16 protein-coding genes, 1 tRNA gene and 1 pseudogene are annotated in these 18,091 nt (G+C 64.4%); 10 read left to right on the top strand and 8 right to left on the bottom strand.

Annotated elements, in window-relative coordinates; genetic code table 11:
- Positions 1 to 3: 3 nt before the first annotated feature.
- From K2X73_RS10325 to K2X73_RS10350, 6 genes are all read right to left on the bottom strand, one after another.
- Positions 4 to 375, bottom strand: a complete 372-nt coding sequence (locus tag K2X73_RS10325; protein ID WP_294110563.1) for a tRNA-binding protein — start codon at positions 373 to 375, stop codon at positions 4 to 6.
- Positions 375 to 1,046, bottom strand: a complete 672-nt coding sequence (locus K2X73_RS10330; RefSeq protein WP_294110565.1) for a glutathione S-transferase family protein — start codon at positions 1,044 to 1,046, stop codon at positions 375 to 377. The genes K2X73_RS10325 and K2X73_RS10330 overlap by 1 nt, the downstream gene beginning before the upstream one ends.
- Before the next feature lie 86 nt (positions 1,047 to 1,132).
- Positions 1,133 to 5,641, bottom strand: a complete 4,509-nt coding sequence (gene gltB, locus K2X73_RS10335) for a glutamate synthase large subunit (RefSeq protein ID WP_294110566.1) — start codon at positions 5,639 to 5,641, stop codon at positions 1,133 to 1,135.
- Positions 5,638 to 7,047 carry an NAD(P)-dependent oxidoreductase gene (locus K2X73_RS10340; protein ID WP_294110568.1) on the bottom strand — a complete coding sequence of 470 codons (1,410 nt, stop codon included), beginning with the start codon at positions 7,045 to 7,047 and terminating at the stop codon, positions 5,638 to 5,640. Before K2X73_RS10340 ends, gltB begins: the two co-directional genes overlap by 4 nt.
- A 153-nt stretch (positions 7,048 to 7,200) precedes the next feature.
- Positions 7,201 to 8,010, bottom strand: coding sequence for an undecaprenyl-diphosphate phosphatase (locus K2X73_RS10345; protein WP_294110572.1), 810 nt, complete (start codon positions 8,008 to 8,010; stop codon positions 7,201 to 7,203).
- A gap of 45 nt (positions 8,011 to 8,055) precedes the next feature.
- A complete protein-coding gene (locus K2X73_RS10350) occupies positions 8,056 to 8,985 on the bottom strand; it encodes a complex I NDUFA9 subunit family protein (protein WP_294110574.1) in 930 nt (309 codons plus the stop codon).
- A 143-nt stretch (positions 8,986 to 9,128) separates the two neighbouring features.
- Between K2X73_RS10350 and K2X73_RS10355 the strand changes: the two genes are divergently transcribed.
- Both K2X73_RS10355 and K2X73_RS10360 read left to right on the top strand, forming a co-directional pair.
- Positions 9,129 to 9,215, top strand: a tRNA-Leu gene (locus tag K2X73_RS10355).
- A gap of 158 nt (positions 9,216 to 9,373) precedes the next feature.
- Positions 9,374 to 10,618: an integrase arm-type DNA-binding domain-containing protein gene (locus K2X73_RS10360; protein ID WP_017665384.1), complete on the top strand. Its 1,245-nt coding sequence runs from the start codon at positions 9,374 to 9,376 to the stop codon at positions 10,616 to 10,618.
- Positions 10,619 to 10,654: 36 nt separating this feature from the next.
- Here the strand turns inward: K2X73_RS10360 and K2X73_RS10365 are convergent, their stop codons facing one another.
- Complete coding sequence (locus K2X73_RS10365; protein ID WP_294110583.1) at positions 10,655 to 10,984, bottom strand: MbcA/ParS/Xre antitoxin family protein; 330 nt, start codon at positions 10,982 to 10,984, stop codon at positions 10,655 to 10,657.
- A gap of 175 nt (positions 10,985 to 11,159) precedes the next feature.
- On the opposite strand from K2X73_RS10365, the gene K2X73_RS10370 reads away from it, so the two are divergent.
- The 7 genes from K2X73_RS10370 to K2X73_RS10400 all read left to right on the top strand — a co-directional run bounded on the left by K2X73_RS10370 (position 11,160) and on the right by K2X73_RS10400 (position 17,011).
- On the top strand, positions 11,160 to 11,375 hold the full coding sequence (locus K2X73_RS10370; RefSeq protein WP_026150031.1) for a helix-turn-helix domain-containing protein: 216 nt from the start codon (positions 11,160 to 11,162) through the stop codon (positions 11,373 to 11,375).
- Between the two features lie 2 nt (positions 11,376 to 11,377).
- Positions 11,378 to 12,712: a type II toxin-antitoxin system HipA family toxin gene (locus K2X73_RS10375; protein ID WP_294110585.1), complete on the top strand. Its 1,335-nt coding sequence runs from the start codon at positions 11,378 to 11,380 to the stop codon at positions 12,710 to 12,712.
- On the top strand, positions 12,709 to 13,605 hold the full coding sequence (locus K2X73_RS10380; protein ID WP_294110587.1) for an HNH endonuclease: 897 nt from the start codon (positions 12,709 to 12,711) through the stop codon (positions 13,603 to 13,605). Before K2X73_RS10375 ends, K2X73_RS10380 begins: the two co-directional genes overlap by 4 nt.
- A 204-nt stretch (positions 13,606 to 13,809) precedes the next feature.
- Complete coding sequence (locus K2X73_RS10385) at positions 13,810 to 15,066, top strand: site-specific integrase (protein ID WP_294110590.1); 1,257 nt, start codon at positions 13,810 to 13,812, stop codon at positions 15,064 to 15,066.
- Positions 15,063 to 16,304, top strand: a complete 1,242-nt coding sequence (locus tag K2X73_RS10390; protein WP_294110592.1) for a site-specific integrase — start codon at positions 15,063 to 15,065, stop codon at positions 16,302 to 16,304. The genes K2X73_RS10385 and K2X73_RS10390 overlap by 4 nt, the downstream gene beginning before the upstream one ends.
- Positions 16,297 to 16,695, top strand: coding sequence for a type II toxin-antitoxin system RelE/ParE family toxin (locus K2X73_RS10395; protein WP_294110594.1), 399 nt, complete (start codon positions 16,297 to 16,299; stop codon positions 16,693 to 16,695). The genes K2X73_RS10390 and K2X73_RS10395 overlap by 8 nt, the downstream gene beginning before the upstream one ends.
- Entirely contained in the window at positions 16,682 to 17,011 is a 330-nt protein-coding gene (locus K2X73_RS10400) for a DNA-binding transcriptional regulator (RefSeq protein ID WP_294110595.1), read from the top strand. Before K2X73_RS10395 ends, K2X73_RS10400 begins: the two co-directional genes overlap by 14 nt.
- Before the next feature lie 61 nt (positions 17,012 to 17,072).
- Here K2X73_RS10400 and K2X73_RS10405 read toward each other — a convergent pair whose 3' ends face one another.
- Positions 17,073 to 17,669: a TetR/AcrR family transcriptional regulator gene (locus tag K2X73_RS10405; RefSeq protein WP_294110597.1), complete on the bottom strand. Its 597-nt coding sequence runs from the start codon at positions 17,667 to 17,669 to the stop codon at positions 17,073 to 17,075.
- A gap of 133 nt (positions 17,670 to 17,802) precedes the next feature.
- Between K2X73_RS10405 and K2X73_RS10410 the strand changes: the two are divergent.
- Positions 17,803 to 18,015: pseudogene (locus K2X73_RS10410) on the top strand (transposase); the annotation flags it as partial.
- Positions 18,016 to 18,091: the final 76 nt, after the last annotated feature.

Here is an 18,091-nt window from a genome sequence, read left to right on the forward strand (position 1 = left end):
CGATCAGAACAACCGCCCGCCGTCCGGCACCGGCGCGCTCGGCTGGACCAGCACGACGCGCCCTGCCGCATCGGGAAAGCCAAGCGTGAGCACCTCCGACATGAACTTGCCAATCTGGCGCGGCGGGAAGTTGAGGACGGCGGCCACCTGCATCCCCGGCAGATCCTCCAGCCGATAGTGCTCGGTAATCTGTGCCGAGCTTTTGCGCTGGCCAATGACGGGCCCGAAGTCGATGAGCAGCTTATAGGCGGGCTTGCGGGCCTCGGGGAACGGCAGCGCCTCGACGATCGTGCCGACGCGGATATCGACGCACAACCAATCGTCGAAGCCGATCTGGGGCGCGGGCGGCGCGGCGGGATCCGGCGCCAGATGCATCAGAAATCGACATTGTCATAATGGCCGGGCGGCGGAATGCCCTCCATCCGCTCGGACAATAGCGGGCGGAAGCTTGGACGGCTCTTGAACCCGCGATACCAGCGCGCGGTCTGTTCGTGGTTCTTCCAGTCGATCCCGCCGAGATAATCCGCGACCGAAATCTGAGCGGCGGCGGCGAGATCGGCGAGGGTCATGGTCGATCCGCCGATCCAGGTGCGGTGATCGAGCAGATAATCGACATAATCGAGATGCGCGACCGCCGCCTTCATCGCCTCGCGCAATGCGCGGGCGTCGGGCGTGGTGCGATGCACGAGCCGCTTGATCATCCGTTCGTGGAGCAAGGGCGCGGTGATGTCGCGGAAGAACAACTGATCGAACCAGGCGACCAGCCGCCGCGTCTCGGCCCGATTGGCGGCCGTGCCGTTGATCAGCGCCGACTTGTCCACCGTCTCCTCCAGATATTCGCAGATCGCGAGCGAATCGATCAGCGTGATGTTGCGCTCGCGATCGACCATCACCGGAGTCTGCGCGGCGGGGTTGAGCTGGACGAACTCGTCACCGCGTGCCCAGGGCGATTCGCGGACCAGCTCATAACCGACCCCCTTCTCGCCGAGCAGCAGGCGTACCTTGCGCGAGAAGGGACAGAGCGGAAATTGATGAAGCTGCCACATGACGTCATCGATAAGCGAAGGCGGGGCGTGCGGGAAGGCGGCTTTGCTCGCTAATGCAACTCTTCAATTTGCAGAGGCCCTCAGCGCTATTCCGCCGCCATCACCTCCGGCTGATCATTGAGAGGCGCCGGCAGTCGCGCGAGCATTTCCTTGGGCACCACCTGCCAGAAATCACCCCTCACCTGCGGCCACTCATCGATCAGCCGCGCCGCCCATTTGCTGTCGGTCGCCTCGGCATGGCTAGCGATGAGTTCGCGCAGCACGCCTTCCCAATGGGTAGAGGCCAGGCGCTGCCAGACGATCGTTTCACCATTCGCGCGCGCGGGAAAGCCGCCGTCCGGATCATAGACGAACGCCATCCCGCCCGACATGCCGGCGCCGAAATTGGCGCCAACCGTGCCCAGCACCACCGCGGTGCCCCCGGTCATATACTCGCAGCCATTGGCGCCGCAGCCTTCCACCACCACCTCGGCGCCCGAATTGCGCACCGCGAAGCGCTCGCCCGCCTGCCCGGCGGCGAACAGGCGCCCGCTCGTCGCGCCATAGAGCACGGTGTTGCCGAGGATGGTATTCTCCTGGCTCGCAAGCGGCGAGCTGACCACGGGCCGCACGATGATCGTGCCGCCCGACAGCCCCTTGCCGACATAGTCGTTGGCGTCACCGAACACCTCGAGCGTGATCCCCTGGCACAGGAACGCGCCGAGCGACTGCCCCGCCGAGCCGCGCAGCCGGACATGGACATGCCCGGGCGCGAGCTTCTTCATCCCGAAGGTGCGCGTGATCTCACCCGAAAGCCGGGTGCCGACCGCGCGGTGGGTGTTGCGCACGCTATAGGTGAGCTGCATCTTCTCGCCCCGGCTGAACACGGGCGCGGCATCGGCGATCATCTGCGCGTCAAGGCTGTCGGGCACTTCGTTGCGGAAGGTCGAAAGCGCGAAGCGGCGCTCGGCGTCGGTCGCATCGACCTTGGCGAGGATCGGGTTCAGGTCGAGATCGTCGAGATGCTCGGCGCCGCGCGACACCTGGCGGAGGAGTTCGGTGCGACCGATCACCTCATCCAGGCTGCGGCAGCCGAGCCGGGCGAGAATATCGCGCACTTCCTCGGCGATGAAGGTCATCAGGTTGATCACCTTTTCGGGCGTGCCGCCGAATTTGGCGCGGAGCGCCTCGTCTTGGGTACACACCCCCACCGGGCAGGTGTTCGAATGGCATTGCCGCACCATGATGCAGCCCATCGCGACCAGGCTGAGCGTGCCGATGCCGAACTCCTCGGCGCCCAGGATCGCCGCGATCACGATGTCACGCCCGGTGCGCAGGCCGCCATCGACGCGCAGCTTCACCCGGTGGCGCAGGCCATTGAGCGTGAGCACCTGATTGACTTCGGACAGACCCATTTCCCAAGGGGTGCCGGCATATTTGATGCTCGATTGCGGGCTAGCGCCAGTGCCGCCGACATGGCCCGAAATCAGGATCACATCCGCATGGGCCTTCGCCACCCCGGCGGCGACGGTGCCGATGCCGGCCGACGACACCAGCTTCACGCACACCCGCGCGCGGGGATTCACCTGCTTCAGGTCGTAGATGAGCTGCGCCAGATCCTCGATCGAATAGATATCGTGGTGCGGCGGGGGCGAGATGAGCGTCACGCCCGGAGTTGCGTGGCGCAACTTCGCGATCAACTCGGTCACCTTGAAGCCGGGCAGCTGCCCGCCCTCGCCGGGCTTGGCGCCCTGCGCCACCTTGATCTCGATCTCCTCGCAGGCGGAGAGATATTCCGCCGTCACCCCGAAGCGTCCGCTCGCGACCTGCTTGATCACCGAATTGGCGTTGTCGCCATTTTCATAGGGGGTGTAGCGGCTAGGATCCTCGCCGCCCTCGCCCGACACCGCCTTGGCCCCGATGCGGTTCATCGCGATCGCGAGCGTTTCATGCGCCTCAGGGCTGAGCGCGCCCAGGCTCATGCCGGGCGTGACGAAGCGCTTGCGGATCGCGGTGATCGCCTCCACCTGCTCGACGGGCACGCCCTGTTCGGGCTGGTTGAGTTGCAGCAGATCGCGCAAATAAATCGGTGGGAGATCGGCGACGCCGCGCGAGAATTGCAGATAGGTCGAATAGCTGTCCCGCGCGACCGCCGTCTGCAGCGCGTGCATCAGCGGCGCCGAATAGGCATGCGCCTCGCCCCCCATGCGCTGGCGATAATAGCCGCCGATCGGCAAAGTGCCAGCGGGGGCGCGATAGGCCGCCTCATGTCGCATCCGCGCCGAAAGGTGGAGCGACTTATAGCCCTCGCCCGAAATCTTGGCGGGCATGCCGGGGAAGAGATCGTTCACCAGCGATCGGCTCAAGCCCACCGCCTCGAAGTTATAGCCGCCGCGATAGCTGGAGATCACCGCGATCCCCATCTTGCTCATGATCTTGAGCAGCCCCTCGTCGAGCGCATGGCGGTAGCGGGCAAGCGCTTCGTCCAGGCTCATCCCGGGCAGCAGCCCGCGCGCGTGGCGATCGGCAATCGCGGCTTCTGCCAGATAGGCGTTCACCGTCGTCGCGCCGACGCCGATCAGTACCGCGTGATAATGGGTATCGAGGCATTCCGCGGCGCGAACGTTGATGCTGGCATAAGCGCGCAGCCCCTTGCGGACGAGATGCGTATGGACGGCGGCCGCCGCCAGCACCCCGGCGACCGCGACCCGATCGGGGCCGGCGGCTTCGTCGGTTAGGAACAGTTCGCCACGCCCGGCGCGCACCGCCTGCTCGGCTTCCTGGCGGATGCGCTGGATGGCGGCGCGCAACGCCTCCGGTTCGGCACCGGCGGCGAAGGTGCAATCGATCTCGGCGGCCTGCGCGCCGAAATGCGCCTTCAGCTGTGCCCAGCCGGCGCTGGATAGCACGGGCGAATCGAGCACCAGCACCCGGCTCTGCGCGTGAGCGGGGTCAAGCACGTTCGCCAGATTGCCAAAGCGCGTCTTAAGCGTCATCACCCGGCGCTCGCGCAGCGGGTCGATCGGCGGGTTGGTGACCTGGCTGAAATTCTGGCGAAAGAACTGGCTGATCGAGCGCGAGTTATTGGAGATGACCGCGAGCGGGGTATCATCCCCCATCGAGCCGACGGCCTCCTTGCCCGTCTCCACCATCGGCGCGAGGATCAATTCCATTTCCTCGAGCGTCTGCCCGGCGGCGATCTGGCGGCGGATCAGCGCAGCGCGATCATAGCCGGGGAGCGCATCGGCGGTCGCTGGCGGAAGATCGGCAGCGGTAAGAAAGCCTGCGACCATTGCCGCATACTCAACCTCGCCCGCGACGCGATCCTTGATCGCGCGGTCAGGGTAGAAGCAGCCCTCCTCTAGATCGACCGCGATCATCTGCCCGGGACCGAGCCGGCCTTTTTCGATGATGCTCGTCTCGGGAAGCACCACCATGCCGGCTTCGGAGCCGACCACGAGCAAGCCATCGGCGGTGCGCGAATAGCGCAAGGGGCGCAAAGCGTTGCGATCGACCCCCGCCACCGCCCAGCGGCCGTCGGTCATTGCCAGCGCCGCCGGTCCGTCCCACGGCTCCATCACGCTGGCTAGATACTGATACATTGCGTGGTGCGCCGGTGGCATCTCGCCATCCTCGCCCCAGGCTTCGGGCACGAGCATCAGCTTGGCGGTGGGCGCGTCACGCCCCGAACGGCAGATCGCCTCGAACACCGCGTCGAGCGCGGCGGTATCGCTCGCGCCGGCCGGGATGATCGGCTTGATGTCCTCGGCATTGGCGCCAAAGCCGGTCGCGGCCATCTTGATCTCGTGGCTCAGCATCCAGTTCTTGTTGCCGCGTACCGTGTTGATCTCGCCGTTATGGGCGAGGCACCGGAACGGCTGGGCAAGCCACCATTGCGGGAAAGTGTTGGTCGAATAACGCTGGTGGAAAATCGCGACCCGACTTTCGAACCGGGCGTCGCGCAGGTCGGGGTAAAAGACCGAGAGGCTCTCGGCCAGGAACAGCCCCTTGTAGATGATCGAACGGCACGACAGCGAGCAGATGTAGAAGCCCTGGATTTGCGCCGCGATCACGCGCTTTTCGATCCGCCGGCGAACGACATAAAGCGCCTTTTCGAACGCGGCGGCGCTCATCGTGGCGGGATCGGGGCCGGCGATCATGATCTGCTCGATTTCCGGGCGGGTCGCCTGCGCCTTGACGCCGATCACCGAGACATCGACCGGCACCTGCCGCCAGCCATAAATCGTGTAGCCCGCCTCGATGATCGCCGATTCAACGATCGTCCGGCAGGCTTCCTGCGCGGCGAGATCGGTGCGCGGCAGGAACACCATGCCGACCGCGAGCCGACCGGGGAGCGGCTTGTGCCCCGAAAGCAGAATTGCTTCCTCGAAAAAGGCGCGCGGCAGGTCGAGATGGAGCCCGGCACCATCCCCGGTCTTGCCATCCGCGTCGACCGCGCCGCGGTGCCAAACCGCGCGCAAAGCCTCGATCGCTGCCTGAACCACCCGGCGGCTCGGCTTGCCCTCGACCGAGGCGACAAGGCCGACACCGCAGGCATCCGATTCAAATTCGGGGCGGTACATGCCGTGCGTGGCGAGATAGTCGGCCTGGCTCATGCGGCGCGCTCCAACGGGGCCTGCGCGGCGAGCCAAGCGTGCATCTTCGCCGCCACATCGCGCCCGTCGCGGATCGCCCAGACGACGAGGCTCGCGCCGCGGACGATGTCACCGGCGGCGAACACGCCGGGCAGGCTCGTCATCATCGTCGCGGGTTCCACGATCAGCGTGCCCCAGCGGGTGACGCGCAGTTCGGCCGCGCCGAACGCCAGCGGCAGATCCTCGGGATCGAAGCCGAGCGCCTGGATCACCAGATCGGCTTCAAGCGTGAAATCGCCGTCGGGCACTGGCTCGGGCCGGCGGCGGCCGCTCGCGTCCGGGCTGCCGAGCCGCATCGCCCGCGCTCGCACCGCGCGCACCGGATCGCCCTCGAACGCGGTCGGCGCGGACAGCCAGATGAATTCGACGCCCTCCTCCTCGGCATTCGCCACCTCGCGCTGGCTGCCGGGCATGTTGGCGCGATCACGGCGGTAGAGGCACTGCACCGAGGTCGCCCCTTGACGCACCGCGGTACGGACGCAATCCATCGCCGTGTCGCCGCCGCCGATCACCACCACCCGCTTACCCACCGCGTCGAACGTGGAGGGCAGCGGCGCACCGAAATCGGCGCGATTCGACGCGATCAGGTAATCGAGCGCGGCGACGACGCCTTCGCGCTCGGCGCCGGGCAGGTCGATCGGCTTGGGACGATAGACGCCGGTCGCGATCAGTAGCGCGTCATGGCGCGCGCGTAAGGCCGCGAGATCGGCGTCACGGCCGACCGAGAAGCCCTGATGAAACACGATGCCGCCCGCCGCAAGCCGCTCCAGCCGGCGGACGACGACCGGCTTTTCCAGCTTGAAACCGGGGATACCATAGGTGAGCAGCCCGCCAGCGCGGTCATGCCGGTCATAGACATGCACCTCATGGCCCGCCGCGCGCAGATATTCAGCGGCCGTCAGCCCAGCAGGGCCGGCGCCGATGATGCCGATCGAGCGGCCGGTCGCGGGGCCGGGTTCCAGCGGCGTCACCCAGCCCTCGGCCCAGGCGGTGTCGGTGATGTATTTCTCCACCGCGCCGATCGTCACCGCGCCGTGGCCCGAAAACTCGATCACGCAATTGCCCTCACACAGCCGATCCTGGGGGCAGATGCGGCCGCAGATTTCGGGCATGGTCGAGGTGGCGTTGGAAAGCTCGAACGCCTCGCGCAACCGGCCCTCGGCGGCAAGGCGAAGCCAATCGGGGATGTGATTGTGTAGCGGGCAATGCACCGCGCAATAAGGCACCCCGCATTGCGAACAGCGCGCCGCCTGTTCGGCGCCTTGTTCGGGCACGAAGGGGGCGGCGATCTCCCGAAAGTCGCGCGCGCGTGCATCGGCGGGGCGCTTAGGTGGATAGGCCTGCGAACGGATTACGAAGTCAAGCATGGCGCAGTTTTAGGCGCCTGACCCCGCAGAGTCACGCAAGAAAGTTGCTTTATGTCAGTAATGCTGTCTTTTTCTCGGCGCGGTTATGCTTCGCTTCGCCTTACCTTCGCCAAGAAAGCCCCTTGACGGCAGAAATAAAGGTCCGGTATGGTCCTATCGGGCAAGCAGCCAGATCAACGCCCCGCCGCCCAGGGCGATGCGATACCAGGCGAATGGCGCGAAGCCGCGCTTGCCGACGATGCCGATGAACCACCGCACCACCACCACCGCGACGACGAACGATACCGCCGCGCCGATCGCGATACCGCCCAGCCCGACGCCCTGCCCGCTCGCCAGCGCGTCGCGATGCTTGTAGAGTTGGTAGAGCGTTGCCCCGGTCAGCGTCGGCAGCCCCAGGAAGAAGCTGAACTCGGCCGCCGTCCGCCGCTCAACGCCCAGCAGCAGCCCGCCCAGGATCGTCGAGGCCGAACGGCTCACCCCCGGGATCAGCGCCAGACACTGGACCGCGCCGATCCCCGCGGCGGTGCCGAGCGGGATTTCGGCGATGCCGCGCACCGATCCTTCTTTCGCCACCCGCTCCACCGCCAGGATCGCGAGCCCACCGACCAGCAGCGCCCAGGCGGCCGTCTCTGCGCTCCCCAGCAGTGCCTCGATCCGGTCGTGCAGCACCACCCCGAGCGCCGCCGCCGGCAGGAACGCCACCACCACATTGCGTACGAAGCGCCACGCGCCGGGCTCGCCACGCATCATGCCGCCCAACACGGTCAGGCAGGTGCGCCAATAGAGCGCGACGATGGCCAGGATCGCCCCGGGCTGGATAGCGATGTTGAACAGCTCCCAATAAGACGGGTCATAGCCCAGGAAGCGGCTCGCGAGGATCAAGTGCCCGGTCGAGGAAACGGGGAGGAATTCGGTAACCCCCTCGACGATGCCGAGGATGATGATGGTCAGCAATTCGGGCACGCAATTTCCCCTTAAGCCCTTGGTTTTGTTCTTTGCGGCGTGCGGCTACGCCTGCACGGGCGTGAATCGCCCATGCCGGCGGAAGCGCACCAGCCAGCCGGGCGCGACGGTTTCGAGCGGGGTCGGTATCACCCCCAACGCCGCCAGCCCCTCTGCCCCCGGCGCGACGATGTTATCGCGCTGGAGCATCAGCCATTGGTCCCAGGTGATCGGCGCGCCCGGCAGGAAGCCCGCGCGCGCGATCATCGCCGAGACCGCATCGGGCAGTTCGACGAATTGCGGTTTGGCGCCGATCGCCTTGGTGATCCAGCGCTGCAGACCGCCCATAGTGATCACATCGGGGCCGCCCAGTTCATAGGTCTTCCCGGCATGGCTTGGCTCGGCGAGCACGCGGGCCACAGCCTCGGCGACGTCGGTGACATAGACCGGCTGGAACTTCACCCCGGCGCGGACGATCGGCACCACCGGCGCGCCGGCGATCATCCCGGCGAAGCGGTTGACGAACTGATCCTCGCGCCCGAACACGATCGAGGGGCGGAGGATGGTCGCCGCCGGAAAGCCCCCGCTTACCGCCGCCTCGCCCTCCCCCTTCGAGCGACCATAGGCCGATGGCGAGCGCGGATCGGCGCCGATCGCGGAAACATGCACCAGCGCCGGCACCCCCGCTTCGGTACAGGCGCGCGCAAGATTGGCGGGGCCGGCGACATGGAACGCCGGGAAATCGCCATTCAGCACCCCGACCAGGTTGACGACCGCGTCGCTACCTTCGATCGCCCGGGCGAGTGTTTCAGGGCGGCGGATGTCGGCGGCGACAAACTGGGTCTGCCCCAGCCCACCCAGCGGGCGGATGAAATAGGCTTCCTTGGGATCGCGCTGCGCGATTCGCACCCGCGCCTCGCGCCGCAGCAACTCCTGGGCGACATAGCGCCCCAGAAACCCGCCGCCGCCGATCAGCGTCACCAGCTTGCCCTGCATCGTCAGCCTCTTGCTCGATCAAACCTTCGCGCGCTCCATGCCGCGCCCGCCGCTTGGGGGCAAGCGCGCCGGCGGCAGGGGCCGATCGCAGCAGCGCTTGACAAGCCGCCAACGCTTTCATTAGAGCGCGCGGCCTACCCCGTGCCCAGATGGCGGAATTGGTAGACGCACCAGCTTCAGGTGCTGGCGCTCGCAAGGGCGTGGAGGTTCGAGTCCTCTTCTGGGCACCATTTTTCTTTCCGGACGCATCCGCAAGCGTCCGGAAAAATCCAAGAAATCAAAGGCTTTTCACGGATCTGGTGTCCACCGCGATCCGGCTGAAATCGTTGCAATTGACGGTATCCGACGGTATTTTTGACGGTATCGAAACCGGCAAAAAGGTGGCTTCATGCTTACCGATCTGGCAGTTCGAAAGGCAGTCGCGCGCGACAAGCCCTACAAGCTCTCTGACGGGGGCGGCCTGTACCTGCTGGTCACCAAGGCCGGTCAGCGGTGCTGGCGGGTCGACTATCGCTTTGGAGAAAAGCGAGCGACAGCCGCGCTGGGCGTCTATCCGACTGTCACCCTCGCCGAGGCGCGCGCCAAACGGCTGGAGATCAAGAAACAGATCGCAGAGGGCATCAATCCCGCCGCCAAGCGCAAGATCGACAAGATCACCGGCCCGCTTGCCAATGTGAACAGCTTCAAGGCCGTTGCCGAAGAGTGGCTCGACAAAGCCCGACGCGAGGGCCGTGCCGATGTGACCGTGGGCAAGCTGACATGGCTGCTAGAATTCGCCTACCCGATTATCGGAGACCGCAAGGTCGGCGAGATCAAGGCCCCCGAACTGCTGGCCGTTCTGCGCGCGGTCGAGAAGCGCGGGCATTACGAAACCGCACGAAGGCTGCGTAGCACCTGCGGACAGGTCTTCCGCTATGCCATCGCCACCGGCCGCGCCGACCGGGACGTTTCAGCAGACCTGCGCGGCGCACTGATCGTGCCCAAGGTGACGCACCGCGCCGCCATCACCACACCGAAGGAAGCGGGCGAACTGCTGCGGGCCATCGACGCCTATTCAGGCTATCCGGTCACTCACGCAGCGCTGCGGCTGGCTCCCTATGTCTTCGTGCGCCCTGGCGAACTGCGGCAGGCAGAATGGAGCGAGTTCGACTTTACCCGAAACATCTGGACCATCGCCGCCGACAAAACCAAGATGCGCGTCGCGCACCGCGTGCCGCTCAGCCGTCAGGTGCTCGCCATACTGGAAGAGCTGCGCGAGATCAGCGGCAATCGCCGCTACCTGTTCCCCGCCCAAGGCAAGCGCGACCGGCCAATGTGTGAAAACACGATCAACCTCGCGCTGCGTCGGATGGGATTCGATGGCACCACGATGACCGCGCACGGCTTCCGCGCCATGGCCAGCACGCTGCTGAATGAACAGGGCCGCTGGAATCCCGACGCAATCGAGCGCCAGCTCGGCCATGCCGAGACCGATGACGTCCGCCGCGCCTATGCGCGCGGCGAGCACTGGGATGAGCGGATCAGGATGATGCAGAGCTGGGCGGACTACCTTGACCAGCTCAGGTCCGGTGCAAAGGTGCTGCAAGGCAGCTTCCGCAAGCCATCGGGCGCTGCAAGCGCATTGCCCGGTTGATCCTGCTGCAGCACTCAGGATCTGGCACCAATCCGTTCAGCTGGCGATTTCCGCATCAAGATAGGCCTCGACGCGCCGCATACCTGCGAGGCCATCTGCCAGCATGAGATCGAGCGCACTGGCTCCCGCGAATGCTTCGTTAGGCGCACCAATCCACCGCGCAGCTCTATCGCTGTCAGCGAACATGCATCGCAATGCGCGATGAATGCCGAGCAGCGCTGCAGCCCGCCCTTCGCCGTTGAGAAGCCGCTCGGCTGCTTCATCTTGAGCGCCCCAGCGCGCGACCAATGCAGCGGCCGCCCGCGTCATGGCCAGTATTTCGTCATCGTCGTACTGAGCGTTGGCGATCGACATGAACAGATCCACTGACTTCAACGTGCCCTCGATAGCACGGAACGTCCACCCAGGCCACCAATTAACTTACCGAGCGGTAAGAATTTCCGGATAAGCCTCGATACTAAGGGGCATCCTTCCCGATCGGGAAGAAGTACTCTTGAAAGTCTACAGCACATATGAGAACTTCCCGCTCGGTAAGAATGACATGATCGACAACGCAACCCAATTCGGCGCAGCCGTCGCCTCGGCCCGCAAGGCCCTTGGCCTTACCCAGCGGGAGCTGGCGCTCGCCATCAACAGCGGTGAGCGCTTCATCGTCGATCTGGAAGCAGGAAAGCCCACTGCGCAACTCGGCAAGGCACTCGCCGCCGCCAAGGCTGTCGGCTTGCGGCTTACCGCAACCGGCATTTCGCAGGCCTGACGGTGGACCTTCCGGTTCACTACGAAGACCGCCTGGTCGCCACGATCAGCGCCGACGCGCAGGCCACCCGCCTTGCCTATGCTGATGCGTGGAGTTCATCCGCTGAGAGCTTCCCGGCCTCGCTGGCCATGCCGATCCGGCCAGAGCCCTATGAGGGACAACAGGTCCTCCCTTGGCTGATGAACCTCCTGCCCGAGGGCGAACCGCTGCGCGCCATGACGCGCGCGCTCGGCGCGGCACCGGAGGACGCACTCGGCCTGATCGCGCAGACCGGCAACGATCTGGCAGGCGCGCTCAGTATCGCGCCGCAGCAACAGCGTGGCGAGCCCGGCTATCGTCCGATCCCGGATGCCGACGCACTGGAGCGGATCATCGAGGAACTGCCCGCGCGGCCCTTCCTGGTGGGAGAAGACGGCGTCTCGATGAGCCTCGCCGGCGCGCAGGAAAAGCTGCCGGTGGCTGTCATCGACGGCCAGATTGCGGTGCCGATCAACGGCGCGCCATCCACCCATATCATCAAGCCCGACAATCCACGCCTGCCCGGCAGCGTCCAGAATGAAGCGCTCTGCATGGTTCTCGCCCGCCGCATCGGACTCAATGTCGCGCCGGTGACGACAGGCATAGCAGGGCAACGCAGCTATCTGCTTGTCGAGCGCTATGATCGGACAGGCATCGGCAACAATGTCCGCCGCCTGCATCAGGAGGATTTCTGCCAGGCCCTCGGCCGCCCGCCTGCCGCCAAATATGAGTTCAACGGCACCGGCACGCGCGGCCCTTCGATCGCCGACATGTTCGCCCTTATCCGCCAGCATATGACCGCGCGCGACATCACCCGGCTGCTCGACGCCGTGATCTTCAATATCGCGATCGGCAACGTCGACTCGCACGCGAAAAACTACTCGATCCTGCTCGGCCCCGGTGCCCCGCAGCTTGCCCCGCTCTACGACCTGATGTCGGGCCTCGCCTGGACCAACATCACCCAGAACCACGCCCAAGCGATCGGCGAGCAGCGCCGCGGCCGCCACATCTACGGTCGGCACTGGCGGCGCATGGCCGAAGCCGCAGGACTGGCAGCGCGAGGAACGGTGCAGCGGGTGGAACAGGTGACGGCACGGTTGCTGCGCGAACTGCCAGGAGCGGTCGAGGAGGTGGCAGCAAGGCCAGCAGGTCCATCGATGCTGGAGGTCTTCGCAAAGGAGATCGAGGTACGGGCAACCGAAGTCAGGGCGCATGCAGGACAGGAAGGCCTGCCCGACACCGCTGAAGTGCCGACAGACGACGTACCGACGATAGGCGCAAGCGCCTATTCTGCTGACAGGGAAGCGGGAGCGTCATGACCAAAGGCATCTTCGTTCATCGCACCGACTCGATCTACGACGACAGCCCGGCGGAGCAGTATCAGTTCCCGCGCCAATACCTGACCCGCGTCAGCGCCTGCATTGGCGATTGGATCATCTACTACGAGCCAAGCAAGATCCGCGACACGCGCGGATACTTCGCGGTGGCCAAAGTAGCTCAAGTCGTGCCGGACCCGACCGCCAGGGACATGTATCTCGCCCTGATCGAACCCGGGACCTACCTGGACTTCCCCAACCCGGTCCCGTTCAACGGTCTCCTGGGACTAGTCGAACGCGGAGTTCTCAACGAGCAGGGCAAGATTTCGGGGCGCGCCCAATCCGCAGTCCGGCCGCTATCCATCGAGGACTTCAACCGCATCATCGACCTTGGCCTCGCGGAAGATGACAGCTTCCTGCCGAGGATCGATGAGACGCCCGAGAACCTGCTGCGCGAGGAGCGCTCACCGTTCCAGTTCGAGATCGAACGCGACCGCGTGGCAAATCTCGGTTCACGACTGGTCCGTGACCGCCTGTTCCGCCGTCGTGTTGTCGAGGCCTATGATGCCCGCTGCGCGGTAACCGGGCTGAAGCTGATCAATGGCGGCGGCCGCGCCGAGGTTGAGGCGGCCCATATCCGTCCCGTTGATCGTGGCGGGCCGGACATCGTGACCAACGGGATTGCCCTGTCAGGAACCGTCCACTGGATGTTCGATAGGGGCATGATCGGATTGAATGACGACCTTGAGATTCTCGTCAGCCGGCAGGCGAACGACCCCGACAGCATCCGCTCGCTGATCAACAGGACCGGCTTCGCCATCCCACCACAGCGACCGCTAGAGCGCCCGCATCCAGCCTTCCTGGCCTGGCATCGAGAGCATTGTTTCAAGCACTGACAAAACCTGCTTCAGGCGCCGCAGCGGCTCCGAACTCCTAAGGAACGTGATTCAGTGCCGCCTAGCCTGTTGCAGGAAAATGGTCGGCCTGAATCTCAAAAGCTGGGTACAGTGCAGAGCACACCCTACGCCGCAATGCGGCAGAAAGAGATTGTTAAGCAATAGATTACGCGAAGTTGTTCCTCTACAAAGAGGAGCAAGTCAATGCAAGCAAATGGCTATCTGCTACCAGCGAATAGAGCCACGAATCATGCCCAAGCCCGATCCAGTGATGGGCGTGGGAGTGGTGAAAAGGCAAAGCCGAGCAACCGGGTACGGCTCAATGGCAACATCGTTCGGCGTAAACCGGGCAAGCGCATCCGCGAGTATTGGGATGTTGACCTGCCGGGCTTTGGCCTGCGGGTAAATCCCGGCGGCAGGCGGACATGGTTTGTCCTGTTCCGCCAGCGCGGCAAGCTGCGGCGCGTGTCGCTGGGAACCTCCCGTGACATCTCGCCCGCCACGGCTCGCCGCCTCGCGCGGGCTAAGCTGGCCGAGGTGGCGCTCGATGGGTTGCCTACGCGCAAGAAGGCCCGCGTCGCGCAAAAGAGCGATGCGCCCCTGCTGCGTGATTACGCCGAGCGATTCTGGGCTGACTATTCGCGACACTGGAAACCATCGACCCGCAAGCGCAACGAAAGCGCCATCTTCAAGGATATCCTCGGAGCGTTCGGCGATAGGCGGATTGACGACCTGGCGAAGGGTGACATCCTGTTCTGGCGCGACAGTTTCGTCGAGCGCCCCGGCGTGTTCAATCGCACCTTGCCGGTGTTCTCTGTGATGATGGGCTATGCCGAACGCCTCGGCCTGCGTCCGCGCGGCTCCAATCCCTGCAAGGGCACGCCGCGCTATAAGCGCAAGGCGATGGAACGGTTTCTGTCGCCACATGAATATTCGCGGCTTGCCACGGCATTACGGGACTATGAGGCGGAGCAGCCGCTCTATGTCGCGGCGATCCGTCTGCTGGTCTACACTGGGGCGCGTTGCGGCGAGATCGAGCAACTGCGATGGGAATGGGTGCAGGAACCGCGCCTGATGCTGCCGGACAGCAAGACCGGGGCGAAGATCGTCTATCTCAACCGGCAGGCTGTGGATGTGATCGCAGGAATACCGGGCCGGAAAGCAACCGGCCTGCTGTTTCCCTCGTTCCGCAATCCCGACAAGCCGATCACGCTGGGCATTCACTGGTCGAAAATCCGCAATCGTGCAGCTTTGCCAGATGTGCGTCTCCATGATTTGCGCCACAGCTTCGCCTCGGTCGCAATCCGCGACAACATCTCGCTGATGGTGATCGGCAAGCTGCTGGGCCACGCGCTGGCAGAAACGACGACCCGATATGCTCACCTGTCCGACGAGATCGTCGCCGATGCTGCGGAGCGCGTATCCGGCTCCATCGCCCGTCTGATCGGAGTCGGGCAATGAACGCGCTGACCCTGCGGGGGATCGTCGCCGAAGAACTGGGCAGTCTCCGGCTCCATGTCATCGGCAAGTGCGGTGGCCTGGGTGAGCTGCGCAAGACCTGCTGGACGCGCGAACTGCCCGGCTTCGGTACGCGGCATTATGCCAGCGGGCGCAAGGTCTATATCGTCCAGGCGCAGATGGAAGGGCGCACCCGCACGGTGACGCTCGGCAACGCCAAGGTACTGAGCCGTGCGCAGGCAATGGATGTCGCCCGCCGTGTCCTGCTTCGCGCCCAGACCGGCGACAACCCGGCGGAGGAGCGCAAGCGGCTGCGCAAGGTTCCATCCTACCGGGACTTCCTCAAGACCTACTGGGACCGTGTGTCGCCCAAATGGAAGCCGTCCACGCTCTACACGCACCGCTACTACAAGCGGAAGTATCTCGACCGCGCATTTGAGGGCCTGTTCCTCGACGAGATCGATGAACGCCATGTGCAGGAATGGTTCAACCGGATTACCAACACGGGCGGACCCGGTGCTGCCAATCGTTGCGGTGAAATCCTGCGCGCCATGTTCAACAAGGCCGAGCAATGGGGCTTGCGGCCCGAAGGATCGAACCCCTGCCTCTACATCCGCAAGAACAAGGGGCGGAAGTGCGAGCGCTTTTTGTCTGATCAGGAGTTCAGGCGGATCGGTGAAGTGCTCGCCCGGCACGGCAAAATCTTCCCGCTGCATTGCGCGGCAATCAGCCTGCTGATCCTGACCGGTTGCCGCAAGTCGGAGATCACCTGCCTCCAATGGAGCGAGGTACGGGGAAGGCGCTTGCTGCTGACCGACAGCAAGACCGGCCCGCGCACGGTCTGGCTGGCCGAGGCGGCAGCGACGATCCTCCACGCCCTGCCGCGCCGGGAGACACAGCGCTATGTCTTCTGGAACCCGACCACCCAGCGCCCGATTACCGACATCGGCAACTTATGGAGCAAGCTGCGCGACGAGGCTGGTCTGCCCGGCGTCCGCATTCACGATCTACGGCACAGCTTTGCCAGCCATGCCGCCGCCCATTCGGAAACCCTGCCGATGATTGGCAAGCTGCTTGGCCATGCCGATGTTCGGACCACGACCCGTTATGCCCATCTTGATGATGGCCACGTCATCGAGGCAGCGCAGCGGATCGGCGATCGGATAGAGCAAAACATGAACGGCTCATATTCATTGAGCCGTAACACTAAGTATGATAGTGGGCCGTTGCTGCATGACTGAGAACCCGCGCATCCGCATCTACGCCAACCGCTGGTTCGCCAAGTTCGCGGCAAAGGAAAAGATCAGCGATGCCTCGCTTGCTGATGCCGTGCGTCGGGCCGAATGCGGCCTGATCGATGCCGATCTTGGCAGAGGCCTCATAAAGCAACGCATTGCGCGCCAGGGCGGAGGCAAGTCGGGCGGTTATCGCTCGATCCTGATCTTCCGCTCCGGCGAGCGGGCCATATTCGTGTTTGCCTTTGCCAAGAGTGACAAGGCGAACCTGAGTGCGGCAGAGCTGAAGGTCTATCGCAGCGCGGCCAGTATCATGCTGGAGCTGGGCGATGACCAGATCGAAACTGAAGTTGAAGCAGGCCGATTGGTCGAGGTGAAAGACGATGAGCAAGGCTGAGGCAAAGACCTACAAGAGCGAGGCGATGGCCGCCGTCCACGAAATGATGGAAGGCTTGTCCGACGCAGGCAGCATCGACAAGCGCACCATGCGCGAGTTCGATGACGCCTGCCTTGCGCCTGCGCCCGTCCTGTCGCCCGATGAGATCAAGGCGATCCGAGAGGCAGAGAATGTCTCGCAGCCGGTCTTTGCGCGCTATCTCAACGTGTCGAAGAACCTTGTGTCGGACTGGGAGCGCGGAGCGAAGAAGCCGGGAGGTCCCGCGCTGCGGTTGCTGTCCATTATTCAGCGCAGCGGGCTAAACGCAGTGGCTTGACCTGACACGGCGGACGCCGTTCGCAGCTACGCGGTGACGTTTCTGGCCAAAGCGTCTTGTGTCAGAGATATTTAGCAAGTGCATCTGCAACACGTTCGCGTGCGGCTTCGAGAGGGTTGTCTTCGCCGAGCATGCGGAAAGTCCCGTTCAGCGCAAAAAAGCAATGACCATGGACCGTTGCCAGCAGCGACCGGGCAAGCGCTGGCGCATCGGTCTTCCTCGCCGTTGGCAAGGTCGCGGCGATTTCGCGCTCTACTACCTTGATGATAGCCGCCACCTTCTCCCTGTAACGATCTGGTGGCTCGATATCGTCGGGTAATCGGAAATCGTATAGTGCTGTCCAGGCATGCCGATTGATGATGGCGAATTCAAAATAGGCATTGATCGCCGCTGCAAGCCGATCATCGCCATCCTCGACGGCTTTCAGCCGTGTTTCGAGGTGGCCACGCCATAAATCCAAGGTGCGCCCGTTGATCGCGAGGATCAGCCCATCGTAGCTACCGAAGACGTTGTAAAGCGTTCCGATCGAATACCCCACGCGCTTCGCGACCTCCCGCGCAGAGAAGTGTGAAAAGCCAACTTCGAGCATCTGGCGATGCCCAGCGGAAATGATGATTTCCCTGAGTTCTTCGCGGCTGTGATCCGATCTGCGGCCCACCTGAACCCCTTTATTGAACGGTGTTTACTTTTCACTGATCATTGTTCAATATACCCTAGGTCCGGGACCCATAAACAGGGTTTCTATGGCGGCGGGAATGTGATTCAGCCTCCCGATTGATCGGGAGTGAGCGTTGTCGAGTGAGTTTTGGTTGAGCGATAAGCAGTGGGAGCGGCTGCGGCCGTTGCTGCCGAACAAGCCGCGCGGTGTGCCGCGGGTCGATGATCGGCGGGTGATCAGCGGCATCGTGCATGTGTTGCAGTCGGGCTGCCGCTGGAAGGACGCGCCGGCGATCTATGGCCCCTGCAAGACGCTGTACAACCGGCACAAGCGCTGGTCCGAGAAGGAGCGTATCACAGATCAGGGGCAGATCGGACGGTAAGGCAAACGAGCGTCACGCTGCCCGCCGCGCCCGGAACCCC

The sequence above is a fragment of the Sphingomonas sp. genome (assembly GCF_019746665.1).
GTDB lineage: Bacteria > Pseudomonadota > Alphaproteobacteria > Sphingomonadales > Sphingomonadaceae > Sphingomonas.

Bases quoted from the DNA above. Each gene is read 5' to 3' on its own strand.
- K2X73_RS10325 (WP_294110563.1), bottom strand. From the start codon at position 375: ATGCATCTGGCGCCGGATCCCGCCGCGCCGCCCGCGCCCCAGATCGGC.
- K2X73_RS10330 (WP_294110565.1), bottom strand. From the start codon at position 1,046: ATGTGGCAGCTTCATCAATTTCCGCTCTGTCCCTTCTCGCGCAAGGTA.
- gltB (WP_294110566.1), bottom strand. From the start codon at position 5,641: ATGAGCCAGGCCGACTATCTCGCCACGCACGGCATGTACCGCCCCGAA.
- K2X73_RS10340 (WP_294110568.1), bottom strand. From the start codon at position 7,047: ATGCTTGACTTCGTAATCCGTTCGCAGGCCTATCCACCTAAGCGCCCC.
- K2X73_RS10350 (WP_294110574.1), bottom strand. From the start codon at position 8,985: ATGCAGGGCAAGCTGGTGACGCTGATCGGCGGCGGCGGGTTTCTGGGG.
- K2X73_RS10360 (WP_017665384.1), top strand. From the start codon at position 9,374: ATGCTTACCGATCTGGCAGTTCGAAAGGCAGTCGCGCGCGACAAGCCC.
- K2X73_RS10370 (WP_026150031.1), top strand. From the start codon at position 11,160: ATGATCGACAACGCAACCCAATTCGGCGCAGCCGTCGCCTCGGCCCGC.
- K2X73_RS10380 (WP_294110587.1), top strand. From the start codon at position 12,709: ATGACCAAAGGCATCTTCGTTCATCGCACCGACTCGATCTACGACGAC.
- K2X73_RS10385 (WP_294110590.1), top strand. From the start codon at position 13,810: ATGCAAGCAAATGGCTATCTGCTACCAGCGAATAGAGCCACGAATCAT.
- K2X73_RS10390 (WP_294110592.1), top strand. From the start codon at position 15,063: ATGAACGCGCTGACCCTGCGGGGGATCGTCGCCGAAGAACTGGGCAGT.
- K2X73_RS10395 (WP_294110594.1), top strand. From the start codon at position 16,297: ATGACTGAGAACCCGCGCATCCGCATCTACGCCAACCGCTGGTTCGCC.
- K2X73_RS10400 (WP_294110595.1), top strand. From the start codon at position 16,682: ATGAGCAAGGCTGAGGCAAAGACCTACAAGAGCGAGGCGATGGCCGCC.